Genomic DNA, 15,567 nt, shown 5'->3' with positions numbered 1-15,567 from the left:
GGATTCGGCTGCGGTTGTCAGTTCTGCGAATCCTCAGCACGCAGGCTAATCATCTGTTCTTTTAGATAAATCTCACCTTTCCGGCGGCATTTCGCCTCAAACGCATTCCGGATGCGGTTGGCTACCAATTGCCCGTTCTCTTCCTCGGCCACCAACAGGCCCAAGATGAACTGGGAAGGGCTATACCGCGCGACAATATCGTTCCGGCGCAGCGTTTCAGAGATTGCTTCTTTTAAGACAGTCATAATATTTTTTAGCTTTTCCAACGGCGGAATTTCCCCGTTCTTGTCTGTCGCTGTGAGCAGGATCAAAATCTCGCTCTGGTTATAACGCTCCCGGGCGCGCATCTGCACCCGGCAGATCTCACGGAACACCGTATACTCACAAAAAAACGGCGTCGAGCCGGATGTCTCCTCCGCAAGAATATCCTCCTTGATCTGATTCATATCAATTTCGACCATATTGAGCCCTTGGATAATCTCGCGGTGCAGATTGCGGATCGAATTCGAAAGCCCCATACCCAGCTCCCGGTTAAAGGATTCGGAAATGTGCTCGTAGTGTACCAACGCCTGGGCATACTGCCCCGTGCGCAGATAGGCCTTCAGTAAGATATGATGGATATCTTCCTGATAAGGGCAAAACCGCACCGCACGCTCGCAAACTGAAATAACATTCCCATATTGCTCCGACTGATTCAAAAGGCGGCATAAGGTCAACACACAGCTGACATAAAGGCTTTCATACTGTGCGCGCTTTGCAAAAATCCACTCGTCCTCCCCCAAATTCGGCAGGAATTCCCCGTTGTACAGCTCTACCGCCTGGGAGTAGCAGGCAATCCGGCTTTCAATTGCCTGGTCTTCATCCGAACCGCGCTTTGCCAGAAGGGTCATCACTTCCGTGTCGATTTCACACGGGATATCTTCGTTCCACATATATGCCCCTTCGGAAAAACGGATAAACTCCATTCCCTCTTCGCACACTTCATCTTCCAGCACCAAATCGTCCAAGAGCATCCGCGCGCGATAGACCAAATTTTTTAGGGAGTTGGCTGGGTCAATGCATTCATCCCCCTCACGCCATAGCAACTGGATCAATTTTTCCTGAGCCAGCCTTTGCCCTCGATTCGTCAAAAGGATGCCAATCAAGTGCCAAATCTTTTTGGAGCGGTTCCCTTTTTTCACCACTTCCCGGTCGCCACGCCGGATGGAAAAATCCCCCAGCATCTGCACATACAGCTTTTCGGTGGCCATCATTCCGATCTCCCCCACAATCCTTTTCAATTTTCCCCGCCCATCCGGGGCGGAAGCCCTTATGTAGCAAAAACAAACTGCACCAATACCATATACAACACGGTTCCCACGCCAATGCTCAACAGGGTGTTCTTCTTCCACACATGCAACGCCACAACAGCCGCCACCGCAATCAGCTCCGGCAAGCCGTATGGCCACGTCAGAAGGCTCGTTCCCTTTAAACAGTATACTACAAGCATGGCAATGATTGCAAAAGGCAAAACTTTCCCCAAATAACGCACATATGGCGGCGTTTCCTTTCCCTCCGGGAACAGGACAAAGGGAAGAAGTCTTGTGAAAAATGTAACAAGCGCAATTAACGCAATCACAAGCAGCGCACGAATTGCCCCAGTCATGTTGTAGCCTCCTCCTCCGGTCGATCCAACCGTTTCCGAACGACGGTCAGCAACACGACCATACTGATGAGCGCCGGCAGAATAAAATTATCCGCTCCAAAAAGGAGAAGGCAAACAACGGAGCATGCCAATCCCGCCAAGGCCGGCGCATGGCTTTTTGTTTCACGCCACTGGTTGACAAAAATCACCACGAAGAGCGCAGTCATCGCAAAATCAATGCCCTGTGTATTGAACGAAAAGGAGGAACCCAGCAGCCCTCCGACGACAGAACCGACAATCCAGTAAAGTTGGTCCAACAAGGCGATAAAAAAGAAAAACCAACTGCGGTCCACATTTTTGGGCGGCTCTGCACTACAGAGCAGAGAAAACGTCTCATCGGACAGGGAAAAAATCATATAGGGCTTTTTCGCGCCAAAATTTTGAAATTTCCCCAACAGGGAGAGGCCATAAAACACATGGCGGATATTGACCATCAAGGTCATCAACGCCACCTGCAAAAAGCCCGCTCCCGTCGCCAACAGATCGACCGCCACAAATTGCATCGAGCCCGCATAGACAATCACGCTCATCAAGGCGGCCCACCCGAAGCCATAGCCTTTGCTCTCCAGCAGAATGCCAAAAGCTGCCCCCAAGAACAGATAACCCACCATCACGGGGATGGTCATCGGGAACGCTGCGCGGAGAGCCAGCTTTACTTTCTGCGCTTTTGCAGACGTTTCCTTCTGCATCGTTTGGCCTCCCTTATGCCTTCTTCTTTCTGCGGATGCGGGAAACAATCAAAACCAAGGCAGCGCCGCCGATCAATACGACCGGGGCCGCAATGCGGATGATCTGGTCCTTCCGCGCCTCGCGCGCCGTATACGCCGGGTCCTGGTCGGGGTCGTTTTCCTCCTGCAAAATCTGCATATAGGCATCCTGGCCGGTCTTATAGGCGTCCGCGGCATCGGGGAACAAATACAGCGGCGCGGTCACGCGGATGTCTACCGCATGGTTGGCCGGGACCTCATTGACCGTCAGGCCCACCAGCTCGCCGCTTTCGATGACCAGCTCATAGTCCTCCTGGTCGTACGTCCAGGCTTTGACCTCATCGCGCTGCGCTCCATAGGGCAGAATCACGTAGCCGGTCAACAGCCCCGCTTCATAGGGGATGTCCTCCCCAATCAGCTCCCAATTGAATTCCATAATATCGTTGTGGAACTGCACGGCGCCCTTTACGGTATAGAGCACCTTGATCGTCGTGGTGGCATTCCAATTCTTCAAATATGCGTTGATCTCATAGCCCGTGTCGGTTTCATCCAGCGTGTACTTCCGCTCCGGGTATTTTTCCCCTTCGCTTTCCGTCGCCGCCTGAATCTCCTCGTAGCTGTTGAAGCGCTCCAGCTCCTCCGAGCCCATCACCACGCGGATATCCGAAATCTCATAGTCTTCGGATTTGGCGAGCGTGCGCTCAAACTTTGTCATCTTCTCAAAGTTCCGGCAGGAATACGTCCAATATTCCGTGACGTTCACCGTGCCGTCCGTGAGCAGTTCGGCTTCCACCTTTTCCGACTGGCAGGTATATCCCTCGACCGCCAGGTCAAACGCCTCGGCCTGGTGGTTCATGATATATTCACCGAGCTCCTTCATCTCCGGCGAAATCTCTTCTTCATCCTCTTCGGCCGCAAACGCCAGAGACGTACACGAGAGCGCCACCAGCAGCGCAAGCAACAGAGAAAGGTATTTTTTCATGGATGCTCTCTCCTTGAATTCACAAATTATTTTTTAAAGATCTGTTTGACAGAGCGGATCTCTTCCCCATTCGGAATCAGAAGGCGATAGAACGGGGTATGTGTAAACAGGCAGAAAATCACCATGGAGGTGAACCCCTGCGCGGTCAGCGAGGCGGAGGTCGCCAGCGCAATGCCGTTGACGCCCATCGGCGGAATCAGAACAAACGACAAGCTCAAATTGACTATAATCCCGATGATGGTCGGCAAAATGTTCAATTCCGGCTTGCCATAGGCGGCGATGGAATTGGCCAACACCTTTGCATAGCAGATAAAAATCGAACCGATAATCAAATACCGCAGAGGCGCAATGGCCTCCACGTACTTCGGGAACACAATCGGCACAAACACCTGCGCCACCAACACCAACAGCACCGCACAAACAATGGTGATATAGGTGACCACTTTACAGGACATCAAGGTCAAACGGACTTTATCGTCCTTTTCATGCATGGCTGCAATCCGGCTCATAATGACCTGGCTCACCGCGTCGGGCAGCAGCCACACCTGCTGCATCATGGTGACAGCCGCATTGTAAATGCCGAAGGTCGAAAGGGAATACACGGCGTTTACAATGTACGATCCCAAATACGAATTGATATAGGTCATCACATTGGAGACATGCGACTTTAAGCTATAGCGGAACATCGCGCCCGTCTGCACCGAGTGGTCGTCTTCCGGCGCGGGGTCCGGTTCCTTTCCATTCCAGCGCTTGATGCCATACAGGGCGAAGAGGATCATCAGCACCTGGATACCGATCATGGAGGTAACCAGCAGCATGGCACTGGGCCATACAAGCATGGAGAACATGAACGCGGTCAACAACACCTTTTGCAAAAGGTTGATCGTATTAAACATTTTAAACTTGTTTTCCCCGCGCAAAATCGCCAGGCAAACATTCATTAAAAAGGAGAACAAACCATACACGACCGCTGCCCAGCAATAGAAGGCCGTACTGCCGGAGAAAAAGATTTTCTTCATAAACAGCACGGCAACGGCGCCCGCCGCCAAAATCAGGGCAGACATCGCCACAGTCAACTTTGCAATCGCTTTTTTGGTGTTCTTGATCTTATAGCGGGAGACAAAATAGATCATCGCGGCATTGATGCTAAATCCAAACAGCGTAAACAGCCCGTTGCCGACCAGCTGTACCTGATTATATTGCCCCTTGACCGCCGGGTCCAACACACCCAGCACAAAAAAGGCCGAGATGATGGACAGCAGGGAACCGATGACGTTGGTGCCAAAGGTGTTAATGCTGTCCCGCACAATGTCGCTATGAAGTCTTTTAGGTTTTTTTTCTGTATCCTTCATCCTAGAAAGCTCCATTCCAGGGGAGATCCCCTTTTTTAAGGTCGAAATTCATAAAGATTATTATAGCATTCTGACAGGCAGTTCCACAAGGGATTTTCCGGATTTTCTGCGTATTCTGAGGATGGAACGCCACAAATGGTGAAAACGATAGAAAAAGCATGCTTCTGTACCTTAACATTTCCAGCAGCTCTACAAGATGTCAAGATTTTTCACACCCAACTTTTTCCATTTTCTTTGACTTACGTTGCTACGAAATTTATAATATGATTATGGTGCTACGAAAAGGAGGTGTATTTCTTCAAGTGCCAGGTAAAAAACTAGGCCGCCCTACGGATAGCCCAAAAACATTTATGCTGCGTGTCAAGATGGACAAAGAAACATTAACTGAATTGGACGAATGTTGTAAAGTAGAGCGTACAAACCGTTCTGAATTTGTCCGCAGGGCTATCCACGAAAAGTATTCCGGCCTCAAAAAATGAAAGGAAACGGCCTCCCCTCTCTAAGTCGAAGCCGCTTCCCCACAAACCAACAACCGCGAAAGCGGATTGCTGCGTAAATAGTATACCATGCGCGGTGATTCCTTTCAAGCGTTGTTGGAATTCACAGAGAAAGGAACCTGTACATGACGGAACAAGAAATCTTTGACGTTTTCCTGGATGAACTCCTGCAACGCGCCGTTGACGACTTCCACGCTACCGCACAATACGCGCTGTTGGCCGAAAAGCTGGAACGGATGCACCGCGACTGCGATTCCATGTTTGCCGCAGACGAAAAAGAGTTCGCCGAAGAATGCTTCTCCCTCCTGCTGGACGTCTCCGGACACCAGGAACGCCACCTCTATCAAAAGGGGCTGCGCGACGGCGTGACCATTTTAAAACGGCTGGGCGTTTTTGCCACATAACGCGCCCAGCCGCCTGAAAGCAACAACAGCCGGTTGTATGCACAAACGCAATACAACCGGCTGTTTGTCTATTCAAGATCGTTCAACATTTTATGCCCGGCGCGGACCGCCAACAGGCAAATGCGCCCGCTCCAAAGCTTTGCGGATGGCAAAGAAGAACGGCACCGCGATCACGTCCGCCACAATGGCATTGGTCAGCGTCGCTGCCAGCTTCGTCACCATGGCGATGGCCGCCGCCTCCGGCGCGGAACCCACCAGGATCAGCTTCAGGAACGAGTATCCCAAATACAGCACGCAGTAGCACAGGGAGCCGCTCACCGCACCCACAATCACGCGGGAGAGCTTTCTTGCGGTCCGGTCGCCGCCCCATGCGATCAAGCCGCACACAAACGCCATCATAAATTTGAAGATCAGGGTCGTCGGCGCGCTGTCCGCCCATCCGCCCATCAGGTCAAAAATGCAGGAACCGATCCCCGCTGCAAGGCCGCCGTAAACCGGGCCCAACAACAGGCCGGACAAAATACAAAATACATTTGCAAAGCCGATCATGGTCTTATCGGTTCCCACTGGGATCTCCACCTTGAAGAACATGGTCGCCACCAGGACCAACGCCGCCATCAGACCGGTGAGCGCCAGATTGACGCTGGTGTTGCGTTCGTTTAAATTGAGTTTCATGGTCTTCCCCTCCAGACATCTTCCGCAAAGCGTCTTGCATCTTTGCTCGTTTGTGGTATAATCATAGCGCAAAAGTGTTCATACTAAAATATACAGTTTATAAAAAATTGACCAGTACAGTTTGAAGAGGAATTTCCATGACATACGATTTTCTTATGCTCAATCCCGCATCCGATACTCCTTTGTACCAGCAACTCTATGAATCGCTGCGCAGATCCATCGAGCGGGGGCATCTCACAACGAACGAAAAGCTCCCCTCCATCCGCAAGCTCTCTGAGGACTTGCGCCTGAGCCGCACCACGGTGGAAATGGCCTATCAGCAGCTCTGCGTCGAAGGGTATGTACGCGCGCGTCCGCAGAGTGGCTTTTTCGTAGAGGCCGGGGCCATCCGGCCGGAGCGCTCCAGCCATTTGGAGCCTCCCCAGACGATCGTGCAAGCGGAACGTCCAGGCCCCAACATCCGCTACAATTTCGGCAGCGATTCGGTGGACAGCGGATGCATCGACATCAAAATCTGGCGCCGCCATATCCGCGACGTCCTCACCCAGCAGGAGGTGCTCACCTCCTACGGCGATCCCCAGGGGGAACCCGCCCTGCGGGAAGCGCTCTCCTCCTATTGCTACGGCGTCCGCGGTGTAAAAGCCAGCCCGGAGCAGATCGTGATCGGCGCGGGCACTCAGCCGCTCCTATACCTGCTGTGCGGCCTTCTTCCCGAAAAGACCGTCGCGATCGACGAGCGCGGATTCCCACAGGCAGAGCGTGTTTTTGCGGACTGCGGTTTTACGGTCTTGCGCCTTCCCACCGACCGGGACGGTATCCGGATGGACGCTCTGGAGGCGAGCGGCGTCCGGGCGGTATTGGTGCGCCCATCCCACAGTGTTTCAAGCGGCACCGCCATGCCGATGAGCCGCCGGTTTGCCCTGTTGGAATGGGCGAAAGCGCATCAATCCCTCGTGATTGAAGACGACTACAACGGGGAACTGCGTTACAATGCCCGGCCCATCCCTGCGATGCAGGGGATTGCGGACGGGGAACTGGTGGCCTACATCGGTTCTTTTTCCAAACTGCTGCTCCCCTCTGTGCGTATCGGCTATATGGCGCTGCCACCGGCACTGCTCGCGGATTACCGTTCCCGCGCCAAAAGCTACAACCAAACGGCTTCAAAAGTGGAACAGCTCGCCCTAAGCAACTATGTCAAAAGCGGCCAGTTGGAGCGCCATCTGCGCCGCTTGCGCAAGCTCTACGCCGCGAAAAGCGCGGAACTGAGCCGTTCCGTCCGAAGCGCCTTTGGACGGCGCTGCCGCCTCTTCTTGCAGGAAACAGCCCTCCGGCTGACCTTGTACCTGCCTTGCGATGCGCCCTCGGAGGAACTCTGCCGCCGGGCAATACAGCGTGGGGTCCGTGTGATTGCAGAAACCGAGCCGGGCAGCGTAACGTTGGGCTTTGCAGGTATCCCCTTGGAGGACATCGCCCCCGCCGTGGAACAGCTTCACGCAGCGTGGAGCGATTTGCTCGGGCCAAGCAAAAGCGCGGAACGCAAAACCGCGCCAGAACAGGGGGATACGCAGAGATGAAGGCCATAGAAATCCTCGCCCTGGACGCCACCGAACCGGATAACCAGCGGTGGAAAGCCCTCGTGGAACAGTATGCCAAAACCGCCGCTTCCTTTGAAATCCACTGCTGGAACGAAGAAACGGAGTGGATCGCCCTTGCGCTGCAATACGGCAATCACAAGCAAACCGATTGGGCGTTTGGCAAGATCGTTTCCGGGCCAGTCACGCCGGAATTTCTTCAAATGCTTCTCGGCCTGCCAAAGCCAACCGACACCGAAATTTACAACAAAATGACGCCCTTTTTCTCCATCTTCTTCGACAATGGTTTTTCCAGCGAGCATTACGGAACCGAGCTGCATGTTTGTGAGGGCGCTTCTTGTGAAAACCACATTGCACTTTAGAGAATTTTGGCGTATGATGAGGAAAAAGGATTTTTCACCGAAAGGGGATCTATAAAATGCGAGCTTACGAGCGATTGCTGCAATATGTACGTTACCATACCACCTCCGACGAAAATGCGCCGGAGGACAAATGCCCTACAACGGACCGTCAAAAAGTCCTGGGCGCTGCGCTTGCGGAGGAGCTGCGCGGCCTGGGGCTGGCCGACGCCCACATGGACGAATGCGGCTATGTCTACGGGACCTTACCGGCCAACTGTGAAACCGACCGCCCGATCCTGGGGCTGATCGCGCATATGGACACCGCTCCCGCTGCCAGCGGCGAGAATGTGCGTGCGCGCATCGTCGAGAACTACGACGGCGGGGATATCGTCCTCAACGCGGAAAAGAATATCGTCATGCGCCCTGCGGAATTTGAAAGCCTTCTGGATTACAAAGGCCAGGATCTGATCGTGACCGACGGCACGACGCTGCTCGGCTCGGACGATAAAGCGGGCATCGCGGAAATTTTTACCACATTGGAACGCCTGGTTGCGGAGAACATTCCTCACGGGACCATCAAAGTCGGCATCACGCCGGACGAGGAGACGGGCCGCGGCGCGGATCGCTTCGATGTCAAGGGCTTTGGGGCGCAGTACGCCTATACGGTGGACGGCGGCAAGCTCGGCGAGATCGAATATGAGAACTTCAACGCGGCGGACGCCAAGATTACCATCAACGGGGTGAGCGTCCATCCGGGCACGGCAAAGGGCAAAATGAAAAATGCCATCTTGATCGCAATGGAATTCCATTCCATGCTTCCGGTTTTTGAAAACCCGGCCTTTACCGAAGGGTATGAAGGGTTCAGCCACCTGGAGGGCATCCAGGGCCATGAAGAGCAGGCAAGCCTGCACTATATCATCCGCGACCACGATATGGAAAAATTTGAAGCCAAAAAAGCGCGCTTCCAAAAGATCGCGGACTATCTCAACGACAAATACGGTGCGGGGACGGTTGTCCTCAACCTGACAGACACCTATTACAACATGAAGCAGCAGATTGCGCCCCACATGTTCCTGATTGAAGACGCGGAGCAGGCGATGCGGGACGCCGGGGTAGAGCCCCTGGTCGTACCGATCCGCGGCGGCACGGACGGTGCGCGCCTCTCATTTATGGGGCTGCCCTGCCCCAACCTATCCACCGGCGGGCACAATTTCCACGGCCGGTTCGAGTATATCCCGGTCCAAAGCATGGACAAAATGGTGGAGGTCCTGCTCAACCTTGTGCGCGTGTAATATCTGCGATTTCATTTATAACGAAGGAAGGGCGGTTGCTAAATAGCCCATACTCCCCAATCATGCACAAAAATCGGCCCCGAACGAAGCCAAAACAGCTTCATTTGAGGGCCGATTCTTCTGAGTGCTGCCGCATTTTTGTGCGGATTGCTGCTGCGCTTTTCTTTTGCAACGGTTTCATTTTGTTTCGTTCTATGCTGTTAAACGGAAAACCGGCTTACCGCAAAAACCAACGCAGGAGCTGTTCCTTTCTCGCAGTGGCCGGAGGATACCGCACAGGCATATCCAGAAAGCTGGAATTCTTCAAAATGCTTTTATAATGGCTGAACGTATCGAAGCTCTTTTTGCCATGGTAGCTCCCCATCCCGCTTTTGCCGACGCCGCCAAATGCCATGTACGGCGTGGCGAGGTGCACCACCGTGTCGTTGACACAGCCGCCGCCAAACGAGACTTCCTGCAACACGCGCTTTTCCGTTGTGCGGTCCGTGGTAAAGAGATAGAGCGCCAGGGGCTTCTCGCGCGCTTTTACAAAGCGGATCGCTTCCTCTAACGTTGCATACGTCAAAATGGGAAGGATCGGGCCGAAGATTTCCTCCTGCATCACCGGCGCATCGGGGGAAACGGCGTCCAGCAGCGTCGGGGCGATCTTATCGGTCCCGTTGTCGTCGCCGCCCACCAGGATATGCTGGTTTTCCATGAGCCCTTTCAGGCGCAGGAAGTGCTTTTCATTGATAATCTTGGGATAATCGGGATTTTCCTGCGGTTTTTTCCCATAGAACAACTGAAGATACCTCCGCATATACGCGACCAGCGTATTTTTCACTTCCCGATGCACCAGCAGGTAATCCGGTGCAACACAGGTCTGGCCGGCATTGAGGAATTTCCCGAATACAATCCGCTTTGCCGCCAGCTTCACATTGGCTGTCCGGTCTACGATGCAGGGGCTTTTCCCGCCCAATTCCAATGTAACCGGCGTCAGATGCGCCGCAGCCCGCTCCATCACAAGCTTTCCCACCGCCACGCTTCCGGTAAAGAAGATATAGTCAAACCGCTGCTCCAAGAGTTCCGTGTTGGCCTCCCGGCCGCCCTGCACCACCGCCACATATTCCGGCGGGAAGCAAGCCCCAAGCAGCTCTTCTAGCTCTTTGGCCATATGGGGCGCATAGGCAGAAGGCTTGAGAACGACCGTATTCCCTGCGGCCAATGCGCCGATGAGCGGCTCCATGCTCAACAAAAACGGGTAATTCCAAGGCGCCATCACCAAAACCACCCCGTAGGGCTCTGCCTGGCAGAAGCTTCTGGACGGAAACTGGCTCAGAGGCGTCGGGACCCACTTTTTGGCCGCCCATCGGTGGATGTGCGCAGCGATATAGCGCAGCTCGCTGCATGTGAGGCCTATCTCGGTCATGTAGGCTTCCATATTGGATTTTCCCAGATCCTGCCGCAAAGCGCGCAATAGCCGATGTTCCCGCGCGCGAATTTGGCGCTCCAATCGCTCCAAGGCCACGGCGCGGAATGCAAGGTTCTTTGTCCTCCCATGGTCGAAAAAGGCGCGCTGCGCCTGAATCAAATCGGCTGTACTCATCACTTTTCCTCCCTGCTTGTCCTTTCTCCCATTCATTATATCCAGATACGGCGGCAATCCGCAAGCAAATTTTGTAAAACAAAATATTCCCTTCTGTATTTCAGAAAAACCTGCAAAGAATAATCGTGCGCTTTGATTCTCTGGGATTCGTCTGTGTAATACGTATGGATGCGAATCCCAGGAAAAAGCGGACAGACAGGAGGTGAATCAAATGCCGGAAGACAAGGCAAACGCCGCTTTGAACAATCCACAGATGAAGAAATTCTTCTCCGCACAGCCCTTCTTTGTGCAGGAGTGCATCATGCAGACCGGCGTGGGGGCAAGCACCGAAACCGAGCTGAAGCAGTGCGCAGAAAATCTCTCCAAAAAGCAGCCGGCTGAATAAACGAAGACATCCCGCGAAACGCCTCTTGGCCTTCCGCGGGATGTTTCCTATTGAATCAACACATCCAAATACGACCGAAAAATCTTTACATGTACCTTTTCATCCTCGACGATGCGCAGCAAAACCGCGGCGAGCGAGGCATCCTGTACCATTGCGGCTTGCCGCCGGTAGCGGTCGATTGTCTCCTGCTCCGCGAGCAGGTTGTTCTGCATCATATGGAAAAAGTTTTTGCATGGGGAAACCATCATTCCATCCCAGACCCGCCTGCGCCGCCGGAACGAAACGGCATAAACCGGATCCCCGCCCAACTGCTGGACGAGCTGCGCAAAAATATTCAGGTGATGCATCTCCACCATGGCGATCCGCTGTAAGTCCTGGGCTGCCTCCGCATGGTTTGCGTTCATCACCCAGCTTTGGTAAAGATATTGCATCAGTGCGGTCAGTTCACTATGTGCGGCACACATATTCATGTGCATCAATCCAGCGTATAACCGGTTTTTTCCAGCCACCACAATGGGCGGGTATGGTTCTGGAGAGACAAATGCCTTCACGGATTCTATGTGCTTGTCACGTTTTTCCACGAGAAATCCTCCATTACGAATGAATTCATCCATATATATGCGTCGCACGCCCCGGCTAGTACCGTGGCCTCTTTGGGCATTTGGGAATTGACATTCTTTCTTGAGGAGCGTATGATTCTTTCCAGAAAGAGGGATTTCACTATGGAACAAACAACCATCAAAATCATCTCGGGCTATTGCCCGTATTTACAAGCAGAGCATTCGATCCGCGCTACATACACGCTGATCCCCCACCGTGGACGGAAATTTTCCAGCAGCAGCTGCAAATATGCGCAGGAATGCGGGCGGCTGGAGCATTGCCCGCTGCGGCGTGAAGCGATGATGGAAGAAGACTGACGCATATTTCTCCCCTTCCGGCAAACGCTATGCGAGGGTGATTGAATTGCTGGAAACACCGCTCGGCTTTGGGATGCCAATGATCCAATGCCCGGAGGCTATGCAATATTTGGAGGTGGACCGGACGGTCGATACCCTCCTGGAAACACAGCCCAATCCAGAGCTGCGGGAAGTGCGCCGGACGCAGGAGCACCGTTTTGCCGCAAAATTTCAAGAAGCGCTCCGTTGGCGCGTCTAAAAATTCGTCTCATTTTACAAAAAGCCGCCGCCAATGTTAGAAGCATTGGCGGCGGCTTTTTTGTCTCTTGTTTATAATGCGGAACTCTCCGCAGACGATTCCTGCAATTGGATGCGCTTCACCATATCCGCCAGTGTGGTGGCATACAAGGTATTCTCCACTTCGCGGTCGATGACGTCCCACACATGCTGTTTGAGAAAGGCGCGAATGGGCGTCCCAACGTCGGCCTCCTCAAAAACGGACAGATCGCCCTCCAAAGCCTCCAAGATGGACTGCAACGAAATCTGATCCGCCGGGCGTGCCAAGGAATATCCACCTTGCGCACCAGCCGTCCCGATGACAAACCCAGCGCGCTTGAGCGCGGAAAAAATGCTCTCCAAATAATTGAGGGACAGGTCCTGCCTGGCGGCGATCCCCGCAAGCGTCACCCGCCCTTCATCTTCATGGAGGGCAAGATCGATCATTGCGCGCAGGCCGTAACGCCCCCGGGTCGATATTTTCATAGGGCTTGCCCCCCTCTCTGTTCCGCGAGCCATTCGTTCCGCAGCTGTTCCAGTGTCAGGCTGTCTGCTACCCGCGCAATCGCATCAGAGAGATCCACCCATACCTGGCGGCTGATGCAGGTTCCCCGCACCTTGCTGGTACATGCGGAGAGGGACTCCACGCATTTGACCGGCACAAGGCTTCCCTCCACCGCCCGGATAATCTGTCCGACGGTGATTTCCGAAAGCGGCTTCTCAAACAGGAAGCCTCCGCGCGCGCCCCGCACCGTCCGGATAATCCCAAACTGTTTCAGTTTAAAAAAGATCTGTTCCAAATAGGCGGGGGAAATCTGCGTTTCCGCTGCGATCTCTTTGATACTCGCCGCCCGGTCTAAGGTTGCAATTGCCATATAAAAAAGGCCCTCAAGCGCATAACGGCTCTTGGTTGAAAGTTTCATTGCGCTTCCCCTTTTTCTACTGCCATTTTATTGTTTACCATTATACTATGGTTTCGATTTCAATGCAATAAAAACCAGATTTTTCCTATTGACTTTGTCATATATATGGAATATAATAAGGAAAAATTAATCCTGACTATTTTAATAGGAATTTAAATTTCTTTGTCAAATCTGAATGGAATGGAGCGACCGCAAATGAAAATCGCAAAAAAATTAACCGATCTGATCGGCCACACCCCTCTGTTGGAACTCTCCAACTATGAAAAGAAGCATGCTTTGGAGGCCACGCTCATCGCGAAGGTGGAATCCTTCAACCCGCTTTCCTCCGTCAAGGACCGCGTCGGTTTTGCCCTGATCCAAGATGCCGAGGAACGCGGCCTTGTCAATCAGGATACGACGATCATCGAGCCCACCAGCGGAAACACGGGCGTTGGGCTTGCGTTTGTAGCCGCTTCACGGGGTTACCGGCTGATCCTGACCATGCCGGAGACCATGAGCCTGGAACGCCGCCGGTTGGTCTCCGCCCTTGGCGCGGAGCTGGTCCTCACCGAAGGCGCGGCAGGCATGAAGGGGGCCATTGCAAAGGCGGAAGAGCTGGCCAAGGAAATCCCGAATTCCTTTATCCCCGGCCAGTTTACCAACCCGGCAAACCCCGCTGCACATCGGGCGACCACCGCCCAGGAAATCTGGGAGGATACCGATGGGAAAATCGACCTCTTTGTTGCGGGCATTGGGACCGGCGGAACAATCACCGGCACAGGCGAAGGATTGAAAGCCCACAATCCCGGCATCCGGATCGTCGGGGTGGAACCCGCTTCTTCCCCGGTCATCAGCCAGGGAAAGGCCGGCCCGCATAAAATCCAGGGCATCGGCGCCGGATTTGTGCCGGATATTCTCAACACCGATATTCTGGATGAGGTTCTCACCGCAACAAATGAAGACGCCTACGCGACCGCCAAGGAACTGGCCCGCACGGAAGGGCTCCTGGTTGGGATTTCCGCAGGCGCGGCAGTCTTTGCTGCAACGCAACTGGCAAAGCGCCCGGAAAACAAGGGCAAACAGATCGTTGTCCTTCTGCCGGATACCGGAGAGCGTTACCTCTCCACCGGTGTGTTTGATGCGGATTAACAGGCATTGGAACTAACAAGCGCTCCGGATTGTTCATCCGGGGCGTATTTTTTCAGAAAAGATCGTTTGACAAACAAATAGAAGAGCAGTAAAATAAAGAAAATTCACAAAAAAACAAATTTTTAGCAAATTTTTAAAGGTCTCTGAAATCTGTTTTTGATTAGGAGGGGTCGAGCATATGCGTATTCACACGATTATTACCATTGCACGGCAGTACGGCAGCGGCGGAAGGGAAATCGGAGAAAGGGTTGCAAAGCATTTTGACATTCCTTTTTACAATAAGGACTTGATTACTCTGGCCGCAAAACAGAGCGGGATGAGTCCGGAAATTCTTGAGAAGGCGGATGAGAAGGCCACCAATAGCCTCCTGTATTCCCTGATGATGGGAAACTATACATTCGGTAGCCAGGTATCCCCCATAGACAACCTTCCCATCAATGATAAAGTATTTCTTGCACAGTCCCAAGTCATCCGGGAAGCGGCGGAAAAAGGGCCTTGCGTTATTGTGGGGCGCTGTGCCGATTATGTCTTACGTGAAAATAAGAATTGCCTGCATGTTTATGTCTATGCAAATCATTTTACACGCATGGACCGTATCATTAAACAGTATGGGGTCGATCCGGCCAAAGCCGCTGACACGCTTGTAAAGCAGGATAAACAGCGCGCCAACTACTATAATTTCTACTCCAACCAAAAGTGGGGAAACCCAGAAAACTATGATTTGTTGGTGGACTCCTCTGCCTTTGGCATTGAGAACTCCATCGACTTGATCTGTCAGGCGGTCGAAATGAAGGAAAAACTTTTATAATTTTCTTCTTCAATACTTGCGCTATTCATTTCGAGCCCTT

20 protein-coding genes are annotated in these 15,567 nt (G+C 53.1%); 10 read left to right on the top strand and 10 right to left on the bottom strand.

Annotation, left to right across the window (positions count from 1 at the left end; translation table 11 throughout):
- Positions 1–17 precede the first annotated feature (17 nt).
- The 5 genes from I2E77_RS10640 to I2E77_RS10620 are packed head-to-tail and all read right to left on the bottom strand — an operon-like array spanning position 18 to position 4,725.
- Complete coding sequence (locus I2E77_RS10640; protein WP_087234773.1) at positions 18–1,253, bottom strand: BTAD domain-containing putative transcriptional regulator; 1,236 nt, start codon at positions 1,251–1,253, stop codon at positions 18–20.
- 56 nt (positions 1,254–1,309) lie between these two features.
- A complete protein-coding gene (locus I2E77_RS10635; protein ID WP_087234774.1) occupies positions 1,310–1,645 on the bottom strand; it encodes a branched-chain amino acid transporter permease in 336 nt (111 codons plus the stop codon).
- Positions 1,642–2,373, bottom strand: a complete 732-nt coding sequence (locus I2E77_RS10630; RefSeq protein WP_087234775.1) for an AzlC family ABC transporter permease — start codon at positions 2,371–2,373, stop codon at positions 1,642–1,644. Before I2E77_RS10630 ends, I2E77_RS10635 begins: the two co-directional genes overlap by 4 nt.
- Before the next feature lie 13 nt (positions 2,374–2,386).
- Complete coding sequence (locus I2E77_RS10625) at positions 2,387–3,373, bottom strand: DUF2207 domain-containing protein (RefSeq protein WP_191362422.1); 987 nt, start codon at positions 3,371–3,373, stop codon at positions 2,387–2,389.
- Positions 3,374–3,399: 26 nt separating this feature from the next.
- Complete coding sequence (locus I2E77_RS10620) at positions 3,400–4,725, bottom strand: lipopolysaccharide biosynthesis protein (RefSeq protein ID WP_195451203.1); 1,326 nt, start codon at positions 4,723–4,725, stop codon at positions 3,400–3,402.
- Between the two features lie 158 nt (positions 4,726–4,883).
- Between I2E77_RS10620 and I2E77_RS14185 the strand changes: the two genes are divergently transcribed.
- Positions 4,884–5,204: a ribbon-helix-helix domain-containing protein gene (locus tag I2E77_RS14185; RefSeq protein ID WP_330608928.1), complete on the top strand. Its 321-nt coding sequence runs from the start codon at positions 4,884–4,886 to the stop codon at positions 5,202–5,204.
- A gap of 143 nt (positions 5,205–5,347) precedes the next feature.
- Entirely contained in the window at positions 5,348–5,626 is a 279-nt protein-coding gene (locus tag I2E77_RS10610; protein ID WP_087234779.1) for a hypothetical protein, read from the top strand.
- Positions 5,627–5,716: 90 nt separating this feature from the next.
- On the opposite strand, the gene I2E77_RS10605 is transcribed toward I2E77_RS10610, so the two are convergent.
- A complete protein-coding gene (locus tag I2E77_RS10605; RefSeq protein WP_087234780.1) occupies positions 5,717–6,301 on the bottom strand; it encodes an ECF transporter S component in 585 nt (194 codons plus the stop codon).
- A gap of 137 nt (positions 6,302–6,438) precedes the next feature.
- On the opposite strand from I2E77_RS10605, the gene pdxR reads away from it, so the two are divergent.
- The 3 genes from pdxR to pepT are packed head-to-tail and all read left to right on the top strand — an operon-like array spanning position 6,439 to position 9,526.
- A complete protein-coding gene (gene pdxR / locus I2E77_RS10600) occupies positions 6,439–7,875 on the top strand; it encodes a MocR-like pyridoxine biosynthesis transcription factor PdxR (protein ID WP_195451202.1) in 1,437 nt (478 codons plus the stop codon).
- On the top strand, positions 7,872–8,255 hold the full coding sequence (locus tag I2E77_RS10595; protein ID WP_191362425.1) for a hypothetical protein: 384 nt from the start codon (positions 7,872–7,874) through the stop codon (positions 8,253–8,255). The genes pdxR and I2E77_RS10595 overlap by 4 nt, the downstream gene beginning before the upstream one ends.
- Before the next feature lie 56 nt (positions 8,256–8,311).
- A complete protein-coding gene (gene pepT / locus I2E77_RS10590; RefSeq protein ID WP_195451201.1) occupies positions 8,312–9,526 on the top strand; it encodes a peptidase T in 1,215 nt (404 codons plus the stop codon).
- 217 nt (positions 9,527–9,743) lie between these two features.
- On the opposite strand, the gene I2E77_RS10585 is transcribed toward pepT, so the two are convergent.
- Positions 9,744–11,111 (bottom strand): aldehyde dehydrogenase, encoded by a 1,368-nt coding sequence (locus I2E77_RS10585; protein WP_195451200.1) that lies wholly within the window; start codon positions 11,109–11,111, stop codon positions 9,744–9,746.
- Positions 11,112–11,322: 211 nt separating this feature from the next.
- Between I2E77_RS10585 and I2E77_RS10580 the strand changes: the two genes are divergently transcribed.
- Positions 11,323–11,496, top strand: coding sequence for a hypothetical protein (locus I2E77_RS10580; protein WP_172749745.1), 174 nt, complete (start codon positions 11,323–11,325; stop codon positions 11,494–11,496).
- 47 nt (positions 11,497–11,543) lie between these two features.
- Here the strand turns inward: I2E77_RS10580 and I2E77_RS10575 are convergent, their stop codons facing one another.
- Positions 11,544–12,077, bottom strand: a complete 534-nt coding sequence (locus tag I2E77_RS10575; protein ID WP_191521401.1) for a ferritin-like domain-containing protein — start codon at positions 12,075–12,077, stop codon at positions 11,544–11,546.
- 141 nt (positions 12,078–12,218) lie between these two features.
- Between I2E77_RS10575 and I2E77_RS10570 the strand changes: the two genes are divergently transcribed.
- Entirely contained in the window at positions 12,219–12,413 is a 195-nt protein-coding gene (locus I2E77_RS10570) for a hypothetical protein (protein ID WP_191395615.1), read from the top strand.
- Between the two features lie 46 nt (positions 12,414–12,459).
- Complete coding sequence (locus tag I2E77_RS10565; RefSeq protein WP_087234787.1) at positions 12,460–12,651, top strand: hypothetical protein; 192 nt, start codon at positions 12,460–12,462, stop codon at positions 12,649–12,651.
- A gap of 71 nt (positions 12,652–12,722) precedes the next feature.
- On the opposite strand, the gene I2E77_RS10560 is transcribed toward I2E77_RS10565, so the two are convergent.
- Together I2E77_RS10560 and I2E77_RS10555 are read right to left on the bottom strand one after the other, a co-directional pair.
- Entirely contained in the window at positions 12,723–13,154 is a 432-nt protein-coding gene (locus tag I2E77_RS10560) for an RrF2 family transcriptional regulator (RefSeq protein WP_191521399.1), read from the bottom strand.
- Complete coding sequence (locus I2E77_RS10555; protein WP_087234789.1) at positions 13,151–13,591, bottom strand: RrF2 family transcriptional regulator; 441 nt, start codon at positions 13,589–13,591, stop codon at positions 13,151–13,153. Before I2E77_RS10555 ends, I2E77_RS10560 begins: the two co-directional genes overlap by 4 nt.
- A 195-nt stretch (positions 13,592–13,786) precedes the next feature.
- Here I2E77_RS10555 and cysK point away from each other — a divergent pair, with 195 nt between their 5' ends.
- Both cysK and I2E77_RS10545 read left to right on the top strand, forming a co-directional pair.
- Positions 13,787–14,719 carry a cysteine synthase A gene (gene cysK, locus I2E77_RS10550; RefSeq protein WP_191441300.1) on the top strand — a complete coding sequence of 311 codons (933 nt, stop codon included), beginning with the start codon at positions 13,787–13,789 and terminating at the stop codon, positions 14,717–14,719.
- A gap of 178 nt (positions 14,720–14,897) precedes the next feature.
- On the top strand, positions 14,898–15,527 hold the full coding sequence (locus I2E77_RS10545; protein WP_087234791.1) for a cytidylate kinase-like family protein: 630 nt from the start codon (positions 14,898–14,900) through the stop codon (positions 15,525–15,527).
- The last annotated feature ends 40 nt before the right edge of the window (positions 15,528–15,567 follow it).

The sequence above is a fragment of the Anaeromassilibacillus sp. 1001302B_160321_C8 genome (genome assembly GCF_015554745.1).
Taxonomy (GTDB): domain Bacteria; phylum Bacillota; class Clostridia; order Oscillospirales; family Acutalibacteraceae; genus Anaeromassilibacillus; species Anaeromassilibacillus stercoravium.
The sequence above is the reverse complement of the archived record's forward strand: the minus strand, read 5'-3'. Positions and strand labels throughout refer to the sequence as shown.

What these genes read in the sequence shown, in the direction of transcription:
- I2E77_RS10605 (WP_087234780.1), bottom strand. Translation starts at nt 6,301, where the DNA reads ATGAAACTCAATTTAAACGAACGCAACACCAGCGTCAATCTGGCGCTC.
- I2E77_RS10545 (WP_087234791.1), top strand. Translation starts at nt 14,898, where the DNA reads ATGCGTATTCACACGATTATTACCATTGCACGGCAGTACGGCAGCGGC.
- I2E77_RS10630 (WP_087234775.1), bottom strand. Translation starts at nt 2,373, where the DNA reads ATGCAGAAGGAAACGTCTGCAAAAGCGCAGAAAGTAAAGCTGGCTCTC.
- I2E77_RS10640 (WP_087234773.1), bottom strand. Translation starts at nt 1,253, where the DNA reads ATGATGGCCACCGAAAAGCTGTATGTGCAGATGCTGGGGGATTTTTCC.
- I2E77_RS10635 (WP_087234774.1), bottom strand. Translation starts at nt 1,645, where the DNA reads ATGACTGGGGCAATTCGTGCGCTGCTTGTGATTGCGTTAATTGCGCTT.
- I2E77_RS14185 (WP_330608928.1), top strand. Translation starts at nt 4,884, where the DNA reads ATGCTTCTGTACCTTAACATTTCCAGCAGCTCTACAAGATGTCAAGAT.
- I2E77_RS10610 (WP_087234779.1), top strand. Translation starts at nt 5,348, where the DNA reads ATGACGGAACAAGAAATCTTTGACGTTTTCCTGGATGAACTCCTGCAA.
- I2E77_RS10570 (WP_191395615.1), top strand. Translation starts at nt 12,219, where the DNA reads ATGGAACAAACAACCATCAAAATCATCTCGGGCTATTGCCCGTATTTA.
- pepT (WP_195451201.1), top strand. Translation starts at nt 8,312, where the DNA reads ATGCGAGCTTACGAGCGATTGCTGCAATATGTACGTTACCATACCACC.
- I2E77_RS10580 (WP_172749745.1), top strand. Translation starts at nt 11,323, where the DNA reads ATGCCGGAAGACAAGGCAAACGCCGCTTTGAACAATCCACAGATGAAG.
- pdxR (WP_195451202.1), top strand. Translation starts at nt 6,439, where the DNA reads ATGACATACGATTTTCTTATGCTCAATCCCGCATCCGATACTCCTTTG.
- I2E77_RS10595 (WP_191362425.1), top strand. Translation starts at nt 7,872, where the DNA reads ATGAAGGCCATAGAAATCCTCGCCCTGGACGCCACCGAACCGGATAAC.
- I2E77_RS10625 (WP_191362422.1), bottom strand. Translation starts at nt 3,373, where the DNA reads ATGAAAAAATACCTTTCTCTGTTGCTTGCGCTGCTGGTGGCGCTCTCG.
- cysK (WP_191441300.1), top strand. Translation starts at nt 13,787, where the DNA reads ATGAAAATCGCAAAAAAATTAACCGATCTGATCGGCCACACCCCTCTG.
- I2E77_RS10555 (WP_087234789.1), bottom strand. Translation starts at nt 13,591, where the DNA reads ATGAAACTTTCAACCAAGAGCCGTTATGCGCTTGAGGGCCTTTTTTAT.
- I2E77_RS10620 (WP_195451203.1), bottom strand. Translation starts at nt 4,725, where the DNA reads ATGAAGGATACAGAAAAAAAACCTAAAAGACTTCATAGCGACATTGTG.
- I2E77_RS10585 (WP_195451200.1), bottom strand. Translation starts at nt 11,111, where the DNA reads ATGAGTACAGCCGATTTGATTCAGGCGCAGCGCGCCTTTTTCGACCAT.
- I2E77_RS10560 (WP_191521399.1), bottom strand. Translation starts at nt 13,154, where the DNA reads ATGAAAATATCGACCCGGGGGCGTTACGGCCTGCGCGCAATGATCGAT.